The sequence below is a fragment of the Kocuria sp. genome (assembly GCF_030536815.1).
In the GTDB taxonomy this organism is placed as follows: Bacteria; Actinomycetota; Actinomycetes; order Actinomycetales; family Micrococcaceae; genus Kocuria; species Kocuria gwangalliensis.
In genome coordinates this window covers 1-22,946 of record NZ_JAUNPE010000029.1, presented here as the reverse complement: position 1 = coordinate 22,946, position 22,946 = coordinate 1, and the positions used below count along the sequence as shown (strand labels likewise).

Below are 22,946 nucleotides of genomic sequence, written 5' to 3'. Positions count from 1 at the left end.
TCGGTCAACAACCGGGCCTTGTGATTGACCAGACCGGGCGGGGGCCCGCCCACGGCCTGCGGCCAGAAATACTGCAATTGCCGCAGCGCGGCGGAGTGGAACGTGCGCGCCTGCACACCGGGGGCCCCCAGCTGACGCAGGCGCTGCCGCATTTCATTGGCAGCCCGCGCGGTGAACGTGAGCGCCAGGGTTTTCTGGGGTGTGTAGACACCGGTGGCGATTCCCCAGGCAATGCGGTGGGTGATGGCGCGGGTTTTGCCCGTGCCCGCCCCGGCTCGCACGCACACGGGTCCCTGCAGGGTGGTGGCCACCACGCGTTGTTCGGGATCCAGGCCGCCCAGGATACGTTCTTCGGCGGATGCGTCACTCCCCATGTGTTCAGGCTCCTTCCGGTATCGGTTCGCCCAGCCAGCTCGCGATCAGGGCGTGAGCGATCGAGATACGGCCGGGGAGCACAATGGCCCGTTCCCCCGCCGCGGCCTTCAGTTCCGCCCGGGTGAACCATCTCAAGTCGAGGATTTCCTGACCGTCCGGCGTGAAGTCGACGGTGTGTGCGACGGCTCGGAATCCGAGCATGAGCGAACGTGGGAACGGCCACGGCTGGGAGCCCTGGTAATGCACCGATCCCACCACGATGCCCGCTTCTTCGAAGATTTCGCGCACCACCGCTTGCTCCGCGGATTCCCCGGGCTCCACGAATCCGGCCAGCGTGGAGTAGCGGTTGCTCGCCCACAGCGACGACCGGCCCAGCAGAATGCGTTCGCGCTCCGGGTCCTCATGGCCGTCGGTGATGGCAACGATGACCGCGGGATCGGTGCGGGGAAAATGCAGCGTCTGGTCCTCGGGACATTCCCGGGCCCAGCCGGAGCGAATCACCTCGGTCACCGTGCCGCACCGCGGGCATCGCGGGTGGTCACGGTGCCACAGGCCCACCGACTGCGCGGTGACCAGCAGGGACGTTTCCTCCGGTTCGAGTTCGGTGCCCAACGTTCGTAAACCCGCCCGCACGACGTCGTTCTGGCCGGGGACCTCCGCGCCCGCCGGAAAACTGCGCAGCAGCACCGGTGCGTCGTCCCCGCGCAGCCTGCCCAGGTAGACGTCCGGGTGGGCGGGGTCCCCGCTCGCGGCAGGGGCGGCGGCGTACTCCTCGAGCACCAGGTGCCCGTCGCGCACGGGCGCGTCACCACCCACCATGACGAGCACCCGTGCCGACGGATCGGTACCTGCCTCGGCTCGCAGGTCCCGGTGTTCGCGGTCCACGGCGTCGCGGTCGAAGGCCGACGCCGCAAACGGCAGGTCCCCGGGATCCAGGCCGGGCACGGTGCGGTCGGGTGTCCAGGTGTTGGGTTCGGAAGGAGTCACCCGTCCACTGTAGTCGGCGTGTCCCGGTAGCTCCCCGGCGGCTGTGGGTAACCGTGGTGCCCGTGCTCAGGGCGCGGCCGGTAGTGTGGACGAGGTGAGAACGACCCCCGAATTGCTCGCAGCCATTGCCGCCGCAGCCGTGCCCGGTATCGCCCCGGTAGCGACCGGTCCTTCTCCCGACGACAATTCGGACTTCCAGTCGTGCGTGGTCAAAGACACACAGAATAAGCGGTGGCGTGTTCGCAGCCCCCTCCATGCCGAGGCCAGCATCAGGTTGGAGACCGAGCACCTGGTCCTCGGGGCCTTCACACCATCGGTTCGCGCGCACCTCCCCTTCCATCTGCCCAGCGTGGTCGGTTCGGTTGAGCAATCCGGGCTGCGCACATTCGTGTACTCCCATCTGCCCGGCACCACGCTCACCCTGGTGGAGATGTCCCGGCAGAACGAGAACCCCGTGGCGCCTTCCCGTGCGCCCGCGCCCAGCGCAGAACCTCGCGCTGCCCTGGCCGTCCAGGTCGGCCGGGCACTCGCGGCCGTCCATTCACTTCCCCGCGCCCTGGTCATGGACGCCGATCTGCCCGCCTACAGCGCCGAGCAGTGCCGCAGCCGCATGCTCCACGATCTGGACCGGGCCGCCGCAACCGGTCGGATCCCCGGCCAGCTGTTGCGCCGCTGGGAGCAAGCGCTCGAGGACACCACCCTGTGGCGGTTTTCGACCCGCGTGGTGCACGGTGATCTGCACGAGGACAACGTGATCGTGCACGAGGGCGCGCTGGGTGCCTTGACCGGGTGGAGCGATCTGCACGTGGGTGACCCCGCCGTGGATTTTGCGTGGCTCGTGGGCATGGCGAACTCCCAGTTCGCGGACACCGTGCTGGAGACGTACTCGGTGGCCGCAGTTCAACCGCCCGACCGGCATCTCCTACGCCGAGCGCACCTGGCCGCGGAATTCGCCTTGGCCGAGTGGCTGGTGCGCGGGGTGGACCGCGGCGTCGAATCCATGGTCAAGGACGCCGAGGGGATGCTCAACACCCTGACCCTGGACGTGGAACGTACCGGCTCTCCCGCGCCCGGGGTGATCCCGGAGCCGCCCGCTGCGGAGCCCGAGGAGCAGGATGAGCAGTCGGGTCCGGAAATGTCCACGCCGGTGCCGTCCGGGTCCGCCCAACCCTCCGCTGCGCGCCCCGCGGAATGACTCCTGGGCGGCACGCAGTGTCGAGCGCAGAGCGCACCCGGTGGGGCGGGCCCGCTCAGCCGTGCATCGAGTACATCGACTCGACAATGGCCTCCAATTCCTTGTCGGTCGCGAGATCATGCGGGCGAACTTCCTTGTCCTCGCTCACGTAGTAGAACGCGGCGGAGACGTCCGCCAGGTCCAGGCCGTGCAACCGCGCGAAGGCCAGACGGTAGAGCGCCAGCTGCCCTGACTTGCGGCGCAGGTCCTTCCCCCGGGGCACGCGCCCGGTTTTCCAGTCGATGAGTTCCCAGCCACCCGAGTCCGTGCGGAAGACGGCGTCAATGCGACCGCGGACGGTCACCGAACCCACTGGTGTCTCCACGGGTAACTCGATGGCATACGGCTGACGGCTTGCCCACTGACTGTTCTTGAACGTTTCGGCCAGCCCGGGAAGGTCAAGTTCTTCATCCACATAGTCATCCGCGCCGGGTAACTCGTCCATGTCGAAGATCGCCGAATCCCCGAAGAAGTTCTCGACCCACGTGTGGAACGTGGTGCCGGCACGAGCGGCAGAACCGGGGCGGGCGGGCATGGGACGGCGCAGTCCCATGATGAACGCCTCAGGGTTGGTGTCCATGGCCACCAGCGCAGACGCGGACACGTGTGACGGCATGTGCACGGTGTTGCGCTGCTCCACCGCATCGCGCTTGGCCAGAAGAAGTTCCGCCTCTCGCCGCCAGCGGGTGACCATTGCGCCGTGTTCCCCCTCTTCGAGGTGTTGCGCGGTGAGCTCCCGGGTGGTGTCGAAGCCACCGGTCTGCACCGCGTGTGCCGCGCGGTCCATGCGTGCACGCCGCCCGCTGTGCACCGGTGTCGAGACCGTGACCTTTTCCCGACCGTCCACGGAGCGCTCCTTCCGGACGATCTCCGGGCCTTCCAGGGGATCGTACGGCCACAAAGCGCTCACCACGGTGTCCGCCTGCGGATTCTCGGTGCCCGGTTCCACCTCCGCCCACTCCCCCAGTTCCACTCCCGGGTGGGACTCCTCCGTCATGGCTCGCACGGCGTCCAGGAAGACCGACGGCTCATGTGCCGTCTTGGCCGTCCCACGGAACACCGAGCACGAGAGCTCGAGCAGTGTCTTGGCTCGTGTGCACGCCACGTATGCCAGACGACGTTCTTCGGCCTCGTCGTGCGCGCCCGCGTCCTCCAGGAAGAGTTCGAAGGATTCCTTGAACGTTTCCACGTCCGTGGGATCGGCATTCCATTGCGGTAATTGCTGAGCATCACCGCGCAGCGGCCAGGGCAGTTTGGCGGCGTCCCCGGTCCACGCGGACTTTCTCTTGGACGGGAAGTCCCCCTGATTCATGCCCGGCACATACACGTGATCCCATTCCAGGCCCTTGGCCGCGTGCACGGTGAGCAGCTGTACGGCGTCGTGTCGGGTGTCCTCGGGGGGCAGCTCAAGCCCGTTCTCCTCGTGCGCGGCAGCCTCGAGCCAGGAAAGGAACGTTGCGACGTCGTGCGTGCGAGTGGTCGCGCTGAACTGGACGGCCTGGTCGTAAAAGCTGTCGATGTTCTTGCGCGCCTGAGCGGGCGTCATTCCGGGGTTCGCTGCCAACTCCACGTCCAGACCGAGGGTCGTTTCCACCTCGTGAATCACGGAGGTGAGTTCATCCCCGAGCGCCGACCGCAAGTGACTGAGCTCGGAACCCAACCGCCGCATCCGGCCCAGAGCTGGGGCGCTGATGGAACGGCCACGATGGGACACCCAAGTGTCCGACGGCAGCGTTTCAATGGCCTCGATCAGACTGGCCCGGTCCACGATGTCCCCCTCGGCCACCGTCTCCGTGGGGTCCTGCGCGGGTAGTTGGGCGAGCTCTTCCGCGGAGAGCTCGGTCCCCCGGGCAGCGGCGGCACGGGAGCGGGATGTTTCGAGATGGCCCGCCCAGTCTCCCAGTGCCGCGAGGTCCTTGGGGCCGATCCGCCAGCGAGCACCCGCCAACAACCGGGCCAGGGCGTCGGAACGGCCCGGATCGGTCAGGACGTAGAGCGTGGCCACGATGTCAGCGACCTCGGGGGTGCTGAGCAACCCGCCCAGCCCGACCACCTCGTAGGGCACGTCCAGCGCTTCGAGTTCCAACCGGATCGGTTCGAACTGGGCTCGCTTTCTGCACAGGACCGCCATGGTGGGCATCTCCTCCAGCGGCTGGCCCTCGTGCGCTCCCCGCTGTTGGGCTATGGCCCGCGCCGTGGCCTGGGCCTCGTGCGAGTCCGTGACGTACCGGCTGACCCGCACGGACCCCACCGAGGCGTGGGGTGAGGCATCGAGCGGGGGAACCTGTACGGTACTCGCGGAGCGGTTCCACTCCGGGGGCGTTCGCAGGGGCGCGGCAATCCGGTTGGCGGCCTCCAGGACCGACTGACAGTTGCGCCACGCGACGGTGAGGAAACTCGAATCCGCAAATGCTGCCGGCTCGGCGGACTGGCCGTTACTGCGCGGGAAGTTCTCGACAAAGCTGAACAGTTGTCCCGCCGATGCCCCGCGGAACCCGTAAATGGACTGCTGCGGATCGCCCACGGCCATGACGCAGTGACCCTCACCGAACAGCCCGGAGAACAACTTGAGCTGGGCGTGGGAGGTGTCCTGGAATTCGTCCAGCAGGACCACCTTGAACCGGTCACGCTCGGTGGCGCACGCTCGAGGATCGACGTTGACGATCTCTGCCGCGAGTGCCAACAGGTCGCCGTAGTCCAGGGCGGACTCGTAGGCCTTGGCCCGTTGGAACCGCTCGACCAGCTGCGCGAGAAGTTCCGTGGTTTCCAGACGGTTGAGGGCGTCCTGGGCCGGCTTACCAATGCTCTTCTTCCGCCCCACGGGTGGGACGTCCGCGCAGCTCATCCGGAACTGGTGGGCCCATTGACCGACACGGGCCGGAGCTACCAGGTGCTCGGAGGACTCCGACGCCAGACTCATCAAACCGGCGGTGAGCGTGGAGACGGCGGCCATGCTTTCCGGCAGCGGCCCGTCCCAGCTCTCCACCAGACGGTGCGCCAATTGCCACGCTTGCGCCTGTCCCAGCAGAACGGTGTCCGCTTCGACGCCCAGTCGCAGTCCGTAGCTGCGCACGAGAGAGTTCGCGTAGGAGTGGTAGGTGCTCACGGTGGGTTCCTGCGGCACCGCGGGATCCTCCGTGGCACCGGGCTCGGGCGCGAAGGGTGACTGATGGGGGGCCGTGGCCAGCTGCGCGTCCGGACCCAGCAGTCCCGAGCGGCGCAGCCCGCGTAGTTTGCCTTGGATCCGCTCCGCCAATTCACCGGCGGCCTTGCGGGTGAAGGTCACGCCCAGGATCTGTTCCGGTTCCACGAGTTTGTTGGCCACCAACCACGCCACGCGGTCGGACATGGTGGTCGTCTTTCCGGAGCCCGCTCCGGCCACCACGAGCCGCGGCGTCAGCGGAGCGGCAATGACCTGGGCCTGCTGCTGGGTGGGCGGGAAATCCCCCAGGGCCTCGGCAATGTCGAAGGGAGAGTACTGGGGGGTGGTCATTGTTCGCTCACCTGTCGACCTTCTGCGCACAACGGACACACCCAGGGCAGAGTGCACCGTAAACCAAAACTGGATCCGTGTTCCGAATCATGCCGTGCTTCGAACCGCGTTCCCGCAACCAGCTCGGCGGCACGCGTAATGAGATCCCTGGCCCAAACATGGTCCGGGTCCAGGGGCGGCTGGTGTTGGGTTCCCACCTTCTTGGCGCTCGTTCCCAGTTGCACCAGCAGTGCCCCGCCCGGTTGGGCAATGACAGTTCCCTGGGGCAGCTCAATGGGCTCGGAGGCCGCGTGCCGTACCGCTGCCTCCGGGTCTTCACCGACGGCTGCAGCCTTTTCTCTGAGCTCGACCTCGCGCCGCATCTGCTCGCCCGCCCCGGCTTGCAGTGCGACCTGGTAGGCGCCCAGCTGCGGGTGATTCTCGATCTTCTTGCCCACCGGTTGGGACTTCCCTGTCTTGAGATCGACCACCACATGATGGCCGTGGGAATCAACCTCGAGCCGGTCCACCCGACCGCGCAACAGAGCATCCCGGGCGGCGCCCCGCACCAGCACGTGGAAGCTCCCCTCGACACCGACCAACTCTCGACCGTCGTCCTTACGCGCATTGATCACGTACTCCGCGAACTTGCCCAACATGGCCTCCGCACGCTCCAATTCGGCATCGGTGACCCACCCCGGTGGCATGCCCAGGCTCGGCCACCGGCGGCGCAGCTCGGCAATCAGCTCCGTGCTCGGAGAGTCCGGCATGGTTTCGGCAATATCGTGCACGAGCGTTCCCAGGCTGCGGCTGAAGTCGGTGACCTCCTCGGCCTTGGCCTCGCTCACGAACCAGTCCAGGGGCGAGCGGTGAATGGTTTCGATCTTGGAGGGTGACACCGGAATGGGCTCGTGCGGGGCGAACAAGGGCTCGTCACTGCTGAGCGGTGCCCACCCCCACCATTCGTTCGGATCCGCCCCGCGCACGGGTTCCGAAAGCGATGTGAACTCATGCAGCAGCCGTGCCGCAGCTTCCCCCAATTCGGGGGCCTCATCCGCGGCGAAAACCGTTCGTCGTAGCGAACCTGTCAGTTGGCGCAGGGTCAGTGGCACGGGAGCAGCCAGGTGTTCGAGCTCGATACCCGAGTCCTCACCGCCCCATCCGGAGGCCACCAGGTCCAACAGCTCGGACGGCTGCTCGTCCTGATTGGAGACCGCCGAGACGACGAGCGAGGAGCTCGCGCGTGACACCGCCGAGGCGAACTGACGCAGTTCATCGAAGCGCACTTGTCGCAGCCGGTCCAGTGGTCCGATCCGCGCGGCTTGCTCCACCCCGAAGTCCAAAGCATCGGTGAGGACGTCCGTTCCGAGCAACTGGCCACGCAGGGTCGTGTTGGGCCACACACCCTGCTGCACCCCGGCCACGACCACGTGTTCCCATTCCCGCCCCGCGGATCCCGCCGGAGTCAGGATCGACACGTTGTCCTCGGCCGGGGCGCGAGCGGCCAGGGTGTCCATGGGGAGTTCTTGGTGCTCCATGTAGTCCATGAAGGCCTGAGCGGTGGCTCCGGGAACCTGGTCCACAAAACGTTCGGCGGACTCGAAGAGGCCCACTACGGCGTCCAGATCGCGATCGGCTCGCACCGAATCCGCGCCACCCGAAATAGCCCGCCGCCGCCACGGCTCGGCCACCCCGGACGCATCCCAGAGCGCCCACAACACCGATTCGGCGGTGGCACCGGGTACGGCCAACGCCTCTTGGCCCGCCTGCAACATGTCCGCGATCCGATGGGCCGGGCCCGATCGCACTCCGGCGGCCTCGAGCAGCACACCGTGGGTCAGGGCCTCGACCAGCAGGGTGTCACTGGTGCGGCCACCGCCGCTGCTGAGCTCATGGACCCGCAGCCGCTGCCGGATACGACGCACGTCCATGGGTGACGCGCCCCCCAGCCGTGATGTCAGCAATGCCACGGCTGCTTCTGCGGTGAGCAACCGTGGCCGCTCATCACCGGCCGCGGTGCCCTGGGGCTCATCCGTATCGACTTCAACGCCCGCCTGCTCGGCATCCAGCAACAACCGCAGCGCATTGAGCAGGGGTATCACGGCCGGTTCCTCGCGCAACGGGGTTTCCGCCGCGGAGGATGTGGTGGGGACACCCAGGGACGCCAACTGCCGCGTCAGTGCGGACAGCTGGGCGCCACTGCGTACGATCACCGCCATCTCCCGGTAGGGCACGCCTCGCAGTACATGCAGCCGCAGGAAATGATCCGCGCACCATCGGGCCTGAGCCGTGGGCGAGTCGAAGACCACCGCGCGCACCGATCCAGGGTCCTCCCCCGGCGATTCCGGTGCTCGGTTGGTCCGGGCCCCTGCCACCACCGAAATGGCACGGGAGACCCGCTGCCACGATTGATTGATCTTCGCGGGGAGCCTGTGCGTGAGCTCCAGTGACCTCCGCTGCAGTGGGTACCGATCCGTCCCGACTCGGTCCCCAAGAGTCCGCAGCAGGTCCGGCCGGGCACCTCGGAATCCTTGCACGGTGGTATCCGGGTTGGCGGTGTAGATGGCATCCGCTCCGCGCGTCAGTACACCGATCATGCGGTGGACGGATGGCGTGGCCTCCTGAAGGTCGTCCACCAGGACCACGGCCAATCGCGCACGTTCCTCCTCGAGGAACTGGGGGTTCTCCTCGAGCACCCTGGCGGCCCGGTCCACGAGCGCGGACGGGTCGAAGGCGTTGGGCATCCGCAGCGCACGCACTTGCTGGTACTCCGCGCGGAAGGCCGCAGCCGTGCGCCATTCCGGGTGCCCCAGAGGTTCCGCCCACCGGGCCAGTTGTTCCGGGGGCATGCGATATTCGTTCATCCGGTCGAACAGTTCGCGCAGTTGTCCCCTGAATCCGCGGGTTTGCAAGGCACGATCCAGATCGGGAGGCCACACCATTCCCGTCCCGTGTCCCGCGGTGTGCCCGCGCATCATGTCAGCAATGAATGCATCCTGTTCGGGCCCCGACAGCAGCACGGGTGCCTCGACGACACCGGGTAGCAACCCCTGCCCATGAGCTCGACGCAGCAGGTCGAACGCATACGCCTGCCAGGCCCTGACCAGTGGCGTGCTGATGGTCGCTGCCGCCCGTTCACTGATGGCATCGCGCAGTTCCGCGGCCTGGGTTCGAGACGGCGCCAACACCAGCAGTGACTGCGGATCCGCACCCGCCGCCAGACGATGCACCACGAATTCCACGACCGTGCTCGATCGCCCGGTTCCCGGAGCACCCAGCACCAGCACCGGCCCGTGCCCCGGTTCCAGCTCGATCACGGCCCGCTGGTGCGCGTCCGGAATGAACTCCCGGCCCCTCCCCGTCACGGTGCGCGGCGGAAGAATCCGCCATGGGGTCTCGTGCTGCATCTGCATGTTCCCATCACATCACGCCCGGCGGACACGCATAACAACACTCACGGGCCGAGCCGGTAGCGTGATGGCCATGCCTTCCCCGCAGCACCACTCTTCGCAAGAACAGCCGGCTCTCTTCGACGTACCCGAAACCGTCCGAGCTCCGGAGGGCACAACAACCGCGGAGAATCCCGTGCAGGACACGCTGTTCGACATCGACCCCGCAACGCCCTGGACCGAACTCCCCAGGGCGTGTTTCGATCTGGAAACCACCGGGCGCGATCCGCAGACCGCCCGCATCGTCACGGCATCGGTGGTGCTCGTTGCCCCGGACGGTACGGTGCTCGAGGAGTGGGAGTGGCTCGCCGATCCCGGCGTGGAGATCCCGGAGGCCGCGGCCGCGGTCCACGGCATCAGCACCGAGAAGGCGCGGGCCGAGGGTCAGTCCGCGAGCGACGTCGTCGCCGAATTGACCACCGTGCTGAGCGAACTGTGGACGGACGGTACGCCCGTGCTCGCGTTCAACGCCGCCTACGATCTGACCGTGCTGGCCAGGGAGTGCGAGCGTCACGAGGTCCCCGGGGCCCAGCCGTTCCCGGTGCTCGACCCGTTCATCCTCAACAAGCAGGTCCACCGGTTCCGCAAGGGCAAACGCACGCTGGGTGCGCTGTGCGAGGAGTACGGCGTGGTCCTGGACGCCGCCCACACCTCGGCGGCGGACGCCCTGGCCACCGAGCGGCTGGCCGCCGCCATGGCGCAGAAGTTCGGCGAGTTACAGACCTCGGCGAGCGAACTCCACCACGCGCAGATCGGCTGGGCCGCCGAACAGGCGGCCTCCCTGCAAGAATATTTCCGACGCCGCGATCCGGACGCCGTGGTGGACGGCACCTGGCCGGTCCACCCGCGGGGCTGACCAACCGTCAGCGCCAAGCCGCGGGCGCCCTTGAAAACCAGTCACCAGCCAATGAGGCCTTACTGCACGGTAGACCGCTCTACCGTGCAGTAAGGCCTCATCACATGGCGTGCCACCCGCGGACCGAGAATCAGCGCTGCTCGGGCTGCGCCTCCGCGGCGGCCTGAGCCGCGGCCGGCAGGGCAGAAATGATCCGGTCCATGGCCGAGTCGTCGTGGGCCGCGGACAGGAACCACGCCTCGAAGACCGACGGGGGCAGGTACACGCCGGCCTCCAGCATTGCGTGGAAGAACGGGGTGTAGCGGAAGGCCTCCTGCGCCTTGGCATCCGCGTAATTGTGCACACCGGTGTCGCGAGTACCGAACGCGATCGAGAAGAGGTTGCCCGCTTCCTGAATCGAGTAGTCCACCCCCGCGGCGTCCATCGCCGAACCCAGGGCGTCCCGTAGTTGCTCGGAACGACGATCGATCGTCTGGTAGGCAATGCGATCGGCGCACTTGAGCGTGGCCAGCCCGGCCGCCATGGCGATCGGGTTACCGGACAGCGTGCCCGCCTGGTAGACCGGACCGATGGGCGCCAAGTAATTCATGACGTCCGCGCGACCACCCAGTGCCGCGGTGGGCAGGCCGCCGCCGATCACCTTGCCGAACGTGAACAGGTCCGGGGCCCAGGCGCCCTCGGCCTCGTTGCTCAGGCCCCAGTAGCCGGCCTCGTGCACGCGGAAACCGGTGAGCACCTCGTCAAAGATCATGAGCGCACCGTTGTCGCGGGTCACGCGGCGGATCTCGGCGTTGAAGTTGTTCTCCGGGGTCACCACGCCCATGTTGCAGGGGGCGGCCTCCGTGATCACCGCGGCGATCTCACCCGGGTGATCCGCGAACGCCCGTTCCAGGGCAGCCACGTCGTTGTACGGCAGCACCAGCGTCTGGGACGACGTCGCTTCGGTCACGCCCGCCGAGCCGGGCAGCGCCAACGTGGCCACACCCGAACCGGCCTCGGCCAAGAGCGAGTCCACGTGACCGTGGTAGCAACCGGCGAACTTGATGACCAGGTCACGGTCGGTGAACCCGCGGGCCAGGCGCAGCGCGGTCATGGTGGCCTCGGTGCCGGTGGAGACCATGCGGATCCCCTCCACGGGTCCCACACGATCCACGAGCAGCTCGGCCAGCTCGGTCTCTCCGCGCGTGGTCGCGCCGAAGGACAGCCCGCGCTCCACGGCTTCGTGCACCGATTCGAGCACCACGGGGTGGGAGTGGCCCAGCAGCGCCGGACCCCACGAACCCACCAGGTCCACGTACTCGCGGCCGTCCACGTCGGTCAGGTACGGGCCCTTGGCCGCGGAAATGAACGGCGGGGTTCCGCCCACGGAGTTGAAGGCGCGCACCGGGGAGTTCACCCCACCGGGCATCACGCGTTGGGCACGGTCGAACAGTTCTTGGGAGACACTCATGAGATTACTTGGTTCCTTCCACCGGGCATCACCCCGATCACGTGCGCCGCGGCCGGTCTGGGCCCGCGCGGCGGTAGTCTGACTTAGTTCCCGTTGTCCTGGCGGTACCAGCGCGCCAGTTCGGCGGCGTAGTACGTCAAAATCGAATTGGCTCCCGCGCGCTTGATGGACAGCACGGATTCCTTGACCGCCGCGTCGCGGTCAATCCAGCCGTTGCCCGCTGCGGCCTCGATCATCGCGTACTCACCCGAGATCTGGTAGGCGGAGACGGGCACCGGGGACACCTCGGCCACGTCGCGCAGGATGTCCAGGTAGCTCATGGCCGGCTTGACCATGACCATGTCCGCGCCCTCGTTCAGGTCCAGTTGCAGCTCGTGCAGGGCCTCACGGCGGTTGGCCGGGTCCATTTGATAGGTCTTGCGGTCCCCGGTCAGCGCCGAATCCACGGCCTCGCGGAACGGCCCGTAGAACGCCGAGGTGTACTTGGCGGAGTACGCCAACACGGAGACGTCATGGTGGCCGGCGGAATCCAGTGCGGCCCGGATCACGCCCACCTGACCGTCCATCATGCCGGAAGGACCCACCATGTGCGCGCCGGCCTGAGCCTGGGCCACGCCCATCTCGGCGTAAATGCGCAGGGTCTCGTCGTTGTCGACCACGCCGTTGTCATCGAGCACGCCGCAGTGGCCGTGGTCGGTGAATTCGTCCAGGCACAGGTCGGACATGACCACGATGTCATCGCCCACCTCCGCCCGCACCTGAGCAATGGCGTGGTTCAGGATCCCGTCCTCGTCGAGGGAGGCCGACCCCACGGCGTCACGGGTCTCCGGGATGCCGAACAACATGATGCCGCCCAATCCCAGCTCCACGGCCTCCGCGGCGGCCCGCTTGAGCGAGTCCACGGTGTGCTGAACCACTCCGGGCATGGACTGGATCTCCACGGGCTTGGAGATGCCTTCCTTGACGAACGCCGGCAGGATCAATTCCGCCGGGTGCACACGGTTCTCCGCGGCAAAGCGGCGCATGGCCGGGTTGGTGCGGAGCCTGCGCGGGCGTGACACCAGGTCGTACAGCGGTGCGTGTGAGCTCACGATGTTTTCTCCTCGGTCGAACTAGTGATCTTGAGTACATCTTCCAGGGCGCGATCCACGGCCGCCACCAGGGCTGCCGGACTCGGATCGTCGGCGACAACGGGTGCAAGACCGCGGAGGCGCAGCGCGGCGGCGGTGGGCTCGCCAATGGCCACCCACTTCGTCTCATCGGGCGGTCGCGGTTGGTCGTCCAGCAAGGCAGCAACGCGCGACGGCGCCGTGGCCACCACCGCGCCGAACTCGCCGCGCGCGCACTGGTCGCGAGCGGCGTCGGCAGCCAGAACGGGTGGGTCCTGCGCGGAGCCGACGTCCGGGTGCAGGGGTGTGGCCGCAGGTGCGGGGACCATCCGGTACGCGACGGCGGTCGAGACCTCGTAGCCGCGCTCGGTCAGCCCATCGGCCAGGGTCGGCGAGGCGAGCTCCGACGCGGGCACCAACGCTGCCTCCCCGGTGGATGCGGACGCGTCGGGCCATTCGGCCAGCATTCCGGCGGCGCTCTGTTCGCGCTGCGGGGTGAAGTCCACGCCGATCCCTGCCTTGCGCAAGGCCGACGCCGTGGCGCGACCGACCGCTGCGACGGACAGTCTGGGTGTGCTCGCCCGCGCTCGTTCCAGGGCACCACCCCACCCCGGATCGGAAGCCACCGCAGCCAGTGCCAACACCGTGTTCGCGGACGTGACGGTGAGCCACGTGGGAACCTGAGGGCGAGCGGCCCGCTCGAGCACGCACCGCAGGGCAGTGGTGTCCTCCGGCAGCTGTGCCTCGAGCAGCGGGGCCACGCGCACGTTGTACCCGCGGTCCCGCAGCAGCCCCGTGAGTTCACGGGACGAAGCAGGATCGCGGGTGACCAACACGCGGGACATCACAGGGTCAACCGCGCCAATCGATCGGCGCCGGCGGCCAAGAGTTCATCCGCGATCCGCACTCCCAGGGCGGCCGCTGCGTCCACGGACAGTTCGTCCGTGGCTTCCGATCGGCGCATGACCTCGGTGCCGTCCGGATTGGCGACCACCACGTCCAGGTGGAGATCACCGCCGACCACGCGGGCGTAGGTTCCCACCGGGGCCGCGCAACCGGCCTCCAGGCGCGCCAGCACAGCACGTTCGGCCGTGACGGCCAGTCGGGTGGGCAGGTCGTCCACGGCGGCCAGTCCGCGGGCCAGGGGCGAGTCCTCGGCGAGTTCGCTCGAGACCTCGAGGGCCAAGGCACCCTGTCCCGGTGCGGGCAGCATTCGTTGCGGATCCAGGTATTCGGTGATCCGGCCCTCCAGACCCAACCGTTTCAACCCCGACGCCGCCAGCACCACCGCGTCCAGGTCGCCCGGGGCCACTCGGTTGAGACGCGTGCCCACGTTGCCGCGGATATCGACAATTTTCAGATCGGGACGCAGCGCCCTCAACTGGGCCACTCGGCGCGGCGATCCCGTGCCCACCGACGCACCCTGCGGTAGCTCGTCCAGGGCGAGACCGTCGCGGGCGCACAGGGCATCGCGCGGGTCCTCCCGCTCGGGAAGCGCCGCGATGACCAGGCCCTGAACCGGCGCGGTGGGCAGGTCCTTGAGGGAGTGCACCGCCAAATCCACATCGCGATCCAACAGTCGAGCGCGCAACGCGGTCGCGAAGACTCCGGTGCCGCCCATTTGCGACAAGGGCCCGGTCAGCACATCACCCTCGGTGCGCACGGTGATCAGTTGGGGGCTCAGACCCGCAGCCGCTCCCACGGCGTCTGCCGCGTAACCGGTCTGCGTCATGGCCAGTTGGGAACCACGCGTTCCGACCCTGAAGGTGCTCTCGGTCACCGGTACATCACCTCGCCCTGATCGTCCATGCCCACGGCTATGGGTTGATCCAGCGGGGTCTGTGCCACGGTGGGCCGCGGTGCCGACTGGCCTCGCAGGATCTTCTTGCAGCAGTCCGCGGGACAGTTGTCGAACCAGGTGCCCTGCCCGCACGCCGAGACGCGCGGCGGTGCCGTCTCGGTGCCGAGCCGCTGTTCGATGGCGTCCGCGAGCGCTCCCACGAACGCGGGGTGCGTTCCCGCGGTGGCCACTCGTTCGAACGCGATACCGGCCTCGGCCGCGGCGTCCTTGGCTTCGGTGTCGAGGTCCCACATGACCTCCATGTGATCGGACACGAAGCCCACCGGCACAACGGCCACACCCCGGACTCCGGACTCGGGCAGCGTCTCGATCACATCACAGATGTCCGGTTCGAGCCACGGGATCTGCGGCGGGCCGGAGCGGGACTGGTAGACGAGCTGCCAGTTCACGTTGTCCATGGCGTCGCCGAGTTGCGCCACGATCCAGCGTGACGCGGCCAGGTGCTGGGCCACGTACGCGGAGTTCTCCTCGAACTCGATGCGTTCAGAACCGGAAGCATGGGCATCGGTGTCCGGGACGGAATGGGTCGTGAAGAGCACCTCCAGGGTGCTCTCCCCCACGCGTTCACGCAGCGCTGCCAAGGCATCCCGCAGGCCATCGACCGAGGGGGTCAGGAATCCGATCTCGTCGAAGTACGGGCGGACCTTCTCCACGTGCAGAGTGTCTGTCAGGCCGAGTTTTTCCAGGCCCATGCCGTAGTCCTCGCGGTACTGTCGGCAGCTGGAATACCCGGAGAACGCACTGGTGGCCAAGATCAACAGGTCCTTGTAGCCGCGGTCATGGCACTCCGTGAGCACATCGGCCACGTACGGGGCCCAGTTGCGGTTGGCCCACAACAGGGGAACAGTCACGCCGCGGCGGCGCAGCTCCGCTTCCAGCGCGTCACGCAGCGCACGGTTCTGGGCGTTGATGGGGCTCACGCCACCGTTAGCGCGGTAATGGGTGGCCACTTCTTCGAGGCGCTCGTCCGGGATACCGCGACCACGGGTGACGTTGCGCAGGAACGGGATCACGTCGTCCTGGCCCTCGGGGCCACCGAAGGACGAGAGGATCACGGCGTCGAAGGGGCGGGGCTCAGCGGCCCGAGCGGCGCTCAGGGCATTGGTGGTTTGCTGGTCGGTGGGTGTCATGCTCAGCGCAGCACCTCGGCAATCTCGGTCGTCTGGATCCGGCGTCCCGTGTAGAACGGGGTCTCCTCGCGCACGTGCAACCGCGCCTCGGTGTTGCGGAACTCGCGCATCAGGTCCACCAGGTCCACGAGCTCGGGGGCCTCCAGGGCCAGCAGCCACTCGAAGTCGTTGAGACCGAAGCACGCAATGGTGTTGGCCAGCACCTGCGGGTAGTCGCGGGCCTTCATGCCGTGGTTCTTGAGCATTTCGGAACGGCGTTCGGAATTCATGTAGTACCACTCGTAGGAGCGCACGAACGGGTAGACGCACACCCACTTCTCGGGGGCGATACCGCGCGCGTACGACGGCGCGTGGTTGCGGGTGAATTCTGCGTCGCGGTGCACGCCCATGGCGTTCCACACCTGCCGGGTACCACCCAGCAGCGGCTGGCGCCGGATCTTGCGCACAGCTTCCTGCAACACGTCCGCCTCGTCACCGGTCAACCACACCATGAGGTCCGCGTTGTCGCGCATCCCCGATACGTCGTACACGCCGCGCACCGTCACGTTGTCCCCGGACAGTTCCTGGACCAGGCGATCGAACTCGGCCTGGTTGGCCTCGGAATCGGCGTCCGGGGTGCGGTCCCCGGTGCGCTCCAGCACGGTGTAGACGGCCCAGTACAGCTTCTCCTCGTTCTTTGCCTCCGTGTCGACGGCGGACTGCTGTGCCGCGTGTACGTGCTCACTCATCGTGTGTGTCCTTTCGATGCTCGAATCATGGCTGAAGTCTCAATCACGCTGTGCGGGGTGGTCGTACCCGTGGTTGCGTAGCAGTTTCGCGACCTGCTGCCGCGTATCGGTCACGACGGCGGCCAGTCCGGTCCCGGACAGCCACGCGCCCACGGCGATCACGTTGGGGATGTCCCTGATCGCCCCGCGGAACTCGGCCACGCGCGTGCTGTGCCCCACGTCCGTGCGCGGCAGGGCGGCGTGCCATCGCACCACGTCCGCGCCAATCAGTTGCTCGGGGCCGATGTGCACGCCCATCAGGGTGCGCGCATCGCTGAGCGCGAGAGAAATGAGGTGGCCGTCCGGCAGCGCAACCTCTGGCGGTACCGAGTCGTGGTCGGAGTCGGCGCGGCCGTAGGACAACCGCAGCACGTGGCGGTGTTCGCCGGCCTCGCGCTGGACCCACGCCCATTTGGCGCTCGAGTGTGTCAGGGCCTTGGCGCGGACCTCTTCCACATCGGAACTGACCAGCAGGCCGGTCCCGCGCGGGGCGCCGTCGAGCTCCGGGCAGTCGAGCACCAGGGTGGCCAGGGCCACCCGGGGCCCCGGCTTCGGGGAGTACCGCTGCGAATCGGGTAAGTGCCCGCCCATCAACCGCACCGTGGTGGGGCCGTCCGCGGCCATGACCAACAGTTCACCGCGGGCCACCGCGGTCTTGTCCCCGTTTGCGGGTTGCCGCTGGATGACCATCCACCCCGGACGGCGGGGATCGCGGTCCAACGCAATCACGTCGTAATCGGTCACGATCTTGACCCCGCGTGCTTCCACGTCGCGCACCAAACGCTCGCTGAGCTGATTCATGCCGCCGTCCAGGCTCGCCACGTTGGCACCGGCGGGACTTTTCGCGCGTAGCGCGCCGGCGGCCGCGCACAGACTTCCGTGTTCGCGGAGGCCATTGCGCAGCCCGGGGGCCACTGTGTCCACGTCCAGGTCATTGGGGTGGGTCGAGTACACGCCGGAGACGAAGGGCGTCACGAGCCGGTCGAGCACACGCTGGCCCATCCGGGCACGGACCAGCGCACCCAGCGACCGCTCTCCCGCGCCCACGGAGGCGGGCAGCACCCTGTCCATGCGCGCCCGGGCCATTCCGGAACGACCCAGTGCGCGCCGCAAGGACGGCGCCGCGGGATCGGCGGGGATTCCCAGCACCCCGCTGTTGGGTGCCGGCATGGCCCCCTCGGGCAGGTACAACCATGAGCCGGAGGGATTCGGGGTGACCACCCGGTCGCTGAGGTTCAGGTCCTCGAGTAGTTGGGGAACAGCGTCGGAGCGAGTGGCGAATGACTCCGCCCCGGAGTCGAGGACCAGACCGGCTACTTCGTGGGCGCCCACCGCGCCACCGAAGTGATCGGCGGCTTCTACCAGCGTCACGCGCAATCCGGCGACCGCAAGATCCCGCGCCGCGGTCAAACCGGCAACGCCACCACCCACGACCAAGGCCGTGCGGGCCTTGCGTTGAGTGCCGGTCTGCGTTGCACCGGGCGAAGAAGTCACTGCGTCTCCTCATGAATGAAGGCCACCAGCTTGGTCAATACCTCCGGGTCGGTTTCCGGAGGAACACCGTGACCCAGATTCACCACGTGTGCGAGCGCGCTCTGGCCGCGGCGCAGAACGTCGCGAGCGTGGTCGCGCAACACCGGCCAAGGGGCAGCCAGTAACGCGGGGTCGATGTTGCCTTGTACCACCGTACGCTTTCCGACCCGCTCCACGGCAGTGTCCAGGGGGATGCGGTAATCGACGCCCACGGCGTCCGCGCCGGCATCCCGCATGGCGGCCAGCAGCTCCCCGGTACCGGTGCCGAAGTGAATGCGCGGCACACCGAGATCCGCGACCGCGGCCAGGGCGTCCGCGGAGTGCCGCTGGACGTGTTCCAGGTAGTCAGCCAGCGACAATGATCCGGCCCACGAGTCGAAGAGCTGCACCGCGGACGCACCGGCCTCGACCTGAGCGCGCAGGAACGCACCGGAGGTTCGAGCGGCCCACTGTGCCAGGGCGTCCCAGGCCTGGGGGTCCGCGTGCATCATGGTGCGCGGACGCAAGTGATCCCGGGACGGTCCCCCCTCGACCGCGTACGCCGCGATCGTGAACGGTGCGCCGGCGAAACCGATCAAGGGAGTGCCACCCAGGAGTTCGACGGTCCGGGAGACGGCCTCTCGAATGGGATCGAGGGCGGCATCGGGAAGCTCTGGCAACGCGGCGACGTCGGCGGCGGTGCGGACGGGCTCGTCCAGGACGGGCCCGCGGCCGGCCACGATGTCCACGCCCACACCGGCGAGCTTCATGGGGACCACGATGTCCGAGAAGAAGATGCCGGCGTCCACCTTGTGGCGGCGCACCGGCTGCACGGTGATCTCGGCGGCGAGCTCGGGGGTGAGGCAGGCTTCCAACATGCCGGTCCCCACGCGTGCTTCGCGGTACTCGGGAAGCGACCGCCCCGCCTGTCGCATGAACCACACCGGAGTGTGGGGAGCGTCCAACCCGCGCAGCGCACGGATCAGCGCGGAGTTGGCAATCTCGTCACGCTTGAGCGGGTGGTCCGAGCTCAATGCTGCAATGCGTTGATCCCACGACTGCTGCTCGGTGGGCTCAGTTCGGTGTGCGGGGTCGCTGGGCGCGGCGGCGCGGAAATCCTGGGAAGTCATAGTGCTTCCCATTGTGCCAAGGAAAGATGGGAGTTTTATTGACGAACTGTCCGCGTCCGAGCAACCTGCGTGCGGCATGGTTATGCTGAGTACACCAGAAGTGTTCGTCTAGAATGGCTGGATTGTGGTCCTTTTCTGTCTTGTCGCCTCGCACCGCTCCGTCGACCTCAACACCGTGGCACGGCTCAGCACCGGTGCCCTTGGTGTGGCTGAAGAAGCGGTCTCGGAAGGTGCCCTCAATGGCGCGGTGACCCTCTCCACGTGCAATCGGCTGGAGCTCTACGGCGAGCTGAAGACCGACCAGTACGGAGATCCCACGGGACAGGTGACCCGTGCCCAACAGGAAATCGTGGAGCGTATCGCGCAGCGGGCGGGACTGGACGAACGGTTCGTGCTGGAAACCATGGACGCCTACACCGGCGTGGAAGTCCCCCGGCACCTGTTCACCGTGGTGTCCGGGCTGGAATCCGCCGTGGTGGGCGAACGTGAAATCACCGGTCAGGTCCGCCGCGCCCTGAATCAGGCGCAGCAATCCGGCACGGTCTCCAGTCATCTGGTTCAACTCTTCGAATCCGCCGCCCGCACCGCTCGCGAGGTGGGTTCCCGCACCGAACTCGGTGAACGCGGCCGGTCGATCGTTTCCGTGGCACTGGACCTCGCGGACGACATCACTGCGCGGTCATGGCCGCAGCGCCGCGCACTGGTCTTCGGAACCGGCGCGTACGCCGGGGCCACCATGGCCGCTCTGCGCGATCGGGGCTGTGCGGATATCGAGGTGTACTCGGGATCGGGGCGCGCCGAGCAGTTCACCGATCAGCGCGGGGGCAGTCCCGTCTCCGACGCCGATCTACCCGCCGCGCTGCGCCGCGCGGACGTCATCATCGGCTGCTCCGGCGGTTCCTCCCCTATGTCGGCGTCGGCCTTCCCCGAGGGCCCGCGCACCGTGGTGGACCTGGCGCTGACCCGCGATTTCGACCCTGCCATTGCGGACCTGCCGGACGTGGAACTGATCAGTTTGGAATCCGTGCGCGTGGCCGCACCGGAGGAAACCGGGGAATCCGTGGCCGCAGCCAGTGACATCGTCCTACAGGCCGCCCAGAAGTTCGAAGCCGCCCAGAACGCCCGCGCCATGGACGACGCGATCGTCGCTCTGCGCAAACACACCATGGCCGTCCTCGACGCCGAAATGGAAAAGGTTCGATCGCACCACGGCTGCACGGGTGCCGAGGATCAAATCGAAATGGCCATGCGACGCATGGTCCGTTCGTTGCTGCACACCCCCACGGTGCGAGCACGGCAGTTGGCCTCCCAGGGCCGAGCAGACGAATACATCACCGGATTGGAAGCGCTGTACGGCATCGAGGTGGCCACCCCGGCACACCGAGAATCCATGCAGAATCCCCCCGCGGAGCAATCCCCCTCGACTACTGCGCGAGATCGCGCGGTCGGCTAACCATATGGCGGACACCCCCGCCACGAGGAGGACCACAATGAATCTGCAACCGAACAGTCGACCGGAGCAAACGCTCACCGGTACCTCCACGTACGGGCGGGCACCGCGCATGGCCAAAGAAGACCGCCGGGATCAGCTGCTGACCACGGCACTGAACGCTTTTGCGGACGGCGGATACCACACCACCTCGATGGACGACATCGCCGCCGCCGCCGGTGTGTCCAAACCCGTGCTGTACCAGCACTTCCCGGGTAAACGAGAGCTGTACTTGGCCCTCGTGGAGCACACGCTGGTGGATCTGTCGGCCAAACTGGACCATTCCTTGGCGTCAAGCGACGTGAACCGCACACGCGTGGAATCCATGATCAACACCCACTTCGAGTTCGTGGAACACCAACCCCAGGCCCACCGCTTGGTCTTCAGCGCGGATCTGTTGGCCTTCCCGGAGGTCGCGGACAAACTCAATGACTTCTATGACGGCATTGCCGGCATCATTGCGTCCGTACTCGGACCGAACGTGGGACTGCCCCACAACCAGGCCGCCATGCTGGGGCGAAGCCTGGTGCAGATGGTGCAGACCGCTGCCGTGTACTGGGCGCAGCACCCGGGCAGTGTCAACCGGCAGCAAGCGCAGCAGCAGGTGTTCCGTTTAGCCTGGGGCGGAATCAGCATCCTGGATGAAGACTGGCAGTGAGGGACTCCTAGACTGAGTTCCAGTACCGGGTGTGAGGCTCGCTCGTCGAGCCGGGCCCCTCAAACCAAGTAGGAGGTAAACCGACGTGGAGATCAAGATCGGTATCCAGAACGTGGGTCGCGAGTTGTCGGTGAACGCGGATCTGACGGCCGAAGAGGTCGAGGCCGAGGTGGCACGGGCGCTGAGCTCCGGGACTCCCCTGGTCCTCAAGGACTCCAAGGGAACCACCACCGTGGTTCCCTCGGCCAGCATCGGCTACGTGGAGACCGGCACCGAAACCAAGCGCCACGTGGGTTTCACTCCGCTGCCGCAGAACTGAGGCGGGCCGGCCGCGAGGCCGGCGACCGCGCCCGGTAAAGCACCGTCTCACGCTCGTGAGGCGGTGCTTTGCGCTGTGGGCGGTTACACTGGGAACCGTTGACAGGATGACCGGTCGTCGGATGAGACCGTAACGTTCACTTTTCGCTGGTCCGAGTTGGCCCGGAAGGGTTGCAAACGCAACACTCCGTGAGCCCCGGATCCGCATGTGTTTCACGATCGGCTTCCACTTCGCCGCGCGGCGGCCCCCGGCGTCTCGCCCCATCCCCTCACCGGGACGGTGACGAGTGCGCCGTAGTCGGGCCCCGCGATGTACCCGAAACTAAGGACCATCGTGACCGAAATTACCTTGACCACCGAGCCCAACGGCCCGGACACCGACGAGGCCGGAACCCAGGCCATCGAAACAGCAGAACCCGAAGTAACGCACACGTTCGCGGAGTTCGGCGTACGCCAGGACATCGTGGATGCACTGGCCGACCACGGCATCACCTCCCCCTTCCCCATCCAGTCCATGACCCTGCCCGTGGCGCTGTCCGGCCAGGACATCATCGGTCAGGCCAAGACCGGCACCGGTAAGACCCTGGGCTTCGGCATTCCCGCGTTGCAGCGTGTGATCGGCCGGGACGACGCCGGTTGGGACAAGCTTGCGTTCCCCGGGGCCCCGCAGGCCTTGATCGTGGTCCCCACCCGCGAGCTCGCCGTTCAGGTCGGCAACGACCTCGCCGTGGCCGCCAAGACCCGCAACGCCCGTGTGGCCACCATTTACGGTGGCCGCGCCTACGAGTCCCAGATCGAGGAGCTCAAGCGCGGCGTGGAGGTTGTCGTGGGCACCCCCGGACGCTTGATCGACCTCAACCGCCAGCGCTACCTGGACCTGAGCCACGTGGGCATGGTCGTGTTGGACGAGGCGGACGAGATGCTGGACCTCGGGTTCCTCCCGGACGTCGAGAAGCTGCTCAGCGCGGTTCCCGAGGTGCGCCAGACCATGCTGTTCTCGGCCACCATGCCGGGTCCCGTGGTGGCCATGGCCCGCCGCTACATGACCCGCCCCATGCACATCCGTGCCGCCGCTCCGGACGAGGGCAGCACCAAGAAGGACATCCGCCAGGTCATCTACCGCGCCCACCACCTGGACAAGGACGAGGT

18 protein-coding genes are annotated in these 22,946 nt (G+C 67.5%); 6 read left to right on the top strand and 12 right to left on the bottom strand.

Features of this window, described 5'->3' with window-relative positions:
- On the bottom strand, positions 1-374 hold a 374-nt coding region (locus tag Q4E95_RS04745), incomplete at its 3' end, for a UvrD-helicase domain-containing protein (RefSeq protein ID WP_303382217.1).
- A 4-nt stretch (positions 375-378) separates the two neighbouring features.
- A complete protein-coding gene (gene nudC, locus Q4E95_RS04740) occupies positions 379-1,362 on the bottom strand; it encodes an NAD(+) diphosphatase (protein WP_303382216.1) in 984 nt (327 codons plus the stop codon).
- A 94-nt stretch (positions 1,363-1,456) separates the two neighbouring features.
- On the opposite strand from nudC, the gene Q4E95_RS04735 reads away from it, so the two are divergent.
- Positions 1,457-2,557, top strand: coding sequence for a macrolide 2'-phosphotransferase (locus Q4E95_RS04735; RefSeq protein WP_303382215.1), 1,101 nt, complete (start codon positions 1,457-1,459; stop codon positions 2,555-2,557).
- 55 nt (positions 2,558-2,612) lie between these two features.
- Here the strand turns inward: Q4E95_RS04735 and Q4E95_RS04730 are convergent, their stop codons facing one another.
- Positions 2,613-6,089 (bottom strand): ATP-dependent DNA helicase, encoded by a 3,477-nt coding sequence (locus Q4E95_RS04730; protein ID WP_303382214.1) that lies wholly within the window; start codon positions 6,087-6,089, stop codon positions 2,613-2,615.
- Positions 6,086-9,481: an ATP-dependent DNA helicase gene (locus tag Q4E95_RS04725; RefSeq protein WP_303382213.1), complete on the bottom strand. Its 3,396-nt coding sequence runs from the start codon at positions 9,479-9,481 to the stop codon at positions 6,086-6,088. Before Q4E95_RS04725 ends, Q4E95_RS04730 begins: the two co-directional genes overlap by 4 nt.
- A 70-nt stretch (positions 9,482-9,551) precedes the next feature.
- On the opposite strand from Q4E95_RS04725, the gene Q4E95_RS04720 reads away from it, so the two are divergent.
- Positions 9,552-10,373 (top strand): 3'-5' exonuclease, encoded by an 822-nt coding sequence (locus Q4E95_RS04720; RefSeq protein WP_303382212.1) that lies wholly within the window; start codon positions 9,552-9,554, stop codon positions 10,371-10,373.
- A gap of 130 nt (positions 10,374-10,503) precedes the next feature.
- Here Q4E95_RS04720 and hemL read toward each other — a convergent pair whose 3' ends face one another.
- The 8 genes from hemL to hemE all read right to left on the bottom strand — a co-directional run bounded on the left by hemL (position 10,504) and on the right by hemE (position 19,332).
- The gene (gene hemL / locus Q4E95_RS04715) at positions 10,504-11,823 is read right to left on the bottom strand and encodes a glutamate-1-semialdehyde 2,1-aminomutase (protein WP_303382211.1); all 1,320 of its coding nucleotides are present in this window, start codon (positions 11,821-11,823) and stop codon (positions 10,504-10,506) included.
- 83 nt (positions 11,824-11,906) lie between these two features.
- On the bottom strand, positions 11,907-12,914 hold the full coding sequence (gene hemB, locus Q4E95_RS04710; protein WP_303382210.1) for a porphobilinogen synthase: 1,008 nt from the start codon (positions 12,912-12,914) through the stop codon (positions 11,907-11,909).
- A complete protein-coding gene (locus Q4E95_RS04705; protein WP_303382209.1) occupies positions 12,911-13,777 on the bottom strand; it encodes a uroporphyrinogen-III synthase in 867 nt (288 codons plus the stop codon). Before Q4E95_RS04705 ends, hemB begins: the two co-directional genes overlap by 4 nt.
- Complete coding sequence (gene hemC / locus Q4E95_RS04700; RefSeq protein ID WP_303382208.1) at positions 13,777-14,712, bottom strand: hydroxymethylbilane synthase; 936 nt, start codon at positions 14,710-14,712, stop codon at positions 13,777-13,779. Before hemC ends, Q4E95_RS04705 begins: the two co-directional genes overlap by 1 nt.
- Positions 14,709-15,923: a ferrochelatase gene (locus Q4E95_RS04695; RefSeq protein ID WP_303382207.1), complete on the bottom strand. Its 1,215-nt coding sequence runs from the start codon at positions 15,921-15,923 to the stop codon at positions 14,709-14,711. The genes hemC and Q4E95_RS04695 overlap by 4 nt, the downstream gene beginning before the upstream one ends.
- A gap of 2 nt (positions 15,924-15,925) precedes the next feature.
- Positions 15,926-16,651: a hydrogen peroxide-dependent heme synthase gene (gene hemQ, locus Q4E95_RS04690; RefSeq protein ID WP_303382206.1), complete on the bottom strand. Its 726-nt coding sequence runs from the start codon at positions 16,649-16,651 to the stop codon at positions 15,926-15,928.
- 39 nt (positions 16,652-16,690) lie between these two features.
- Complete coding sequence (gene hemG, locus Q4E95_RS04685; protein WP_303382205.1) at positions 16,691-18,184, bottom strand: protoporphyrinogen oxidase; 1,494 nt, start codon at positions 18,182-18,184, stop codon at positions 16,691-16,693.
- Positions 18,181-19,332, bottom strand: coding sequence for a uroporphyrinogen decarboxylase (hemE, locus tag Q4E95_RS04680; protein ID WP_303382204.1), 1,152 nt, complete (start codon positions 19,330-19,332; stop codon positions 18,181-18,183). Before hemE ends, hemG begins: the two co-directional genes overlap by 4 nt.
- Before the next feature lie 124 nt (positions 19,333-19,456).
- On the opposite strand from hemE, the gene Q4E95_RS04675 reads away from it, so the two are divergent.
- The 4 genes from Q4E95_RS04675 to Q4E95_RS04660 all read left to right on the top strand — a co-directional run.
- Positions 19,457-20,785 (top strand): glutamyl-tRNA reductase, encoded by a 1,329-nt coding sequence (locus Q4E95_RS04675; RefSeq protein ID WP_303382203.1) that lies wholly within the window; start codon positions 19,457-19,459, stop codon positions 20,783-20,785.
- Positions 20,786-20,822: 37 nt separating this feature from the next.
- Complete coding sequence (locus Q4E95_RS04670; RefSeq protein WP_303382202.1) at positions 20,823-21,479, top strand: TetR/AcrR family transcriptional regulator; 657 nt, start codon at positions 20,823-20,825, stop codon at positions 21,477-21,479.
- 85 nt (positions 21,480-21,564) lie between these two features.
- Positions 21,565-21,798: a DUF3107 domain-containing protein gene (locus tag Q4E95_RS04665; protein WP_303382201.1), complete on the top strand. Its 234-nt coding sequence runs from the start codon at positions 21,565-21,567 to the stop codon at positions 21,796-21,798.
- 333 nt (positions 21,799-22,131) lie between these two features.
- A partial coding sequence (locus Q4E95_RS04660; protein ID WP_303382200.1) for a DEAD/DEAH box helicase occupies positions 22,132-22,946 on the top strand: 815 nt, incomplete at its 3' end.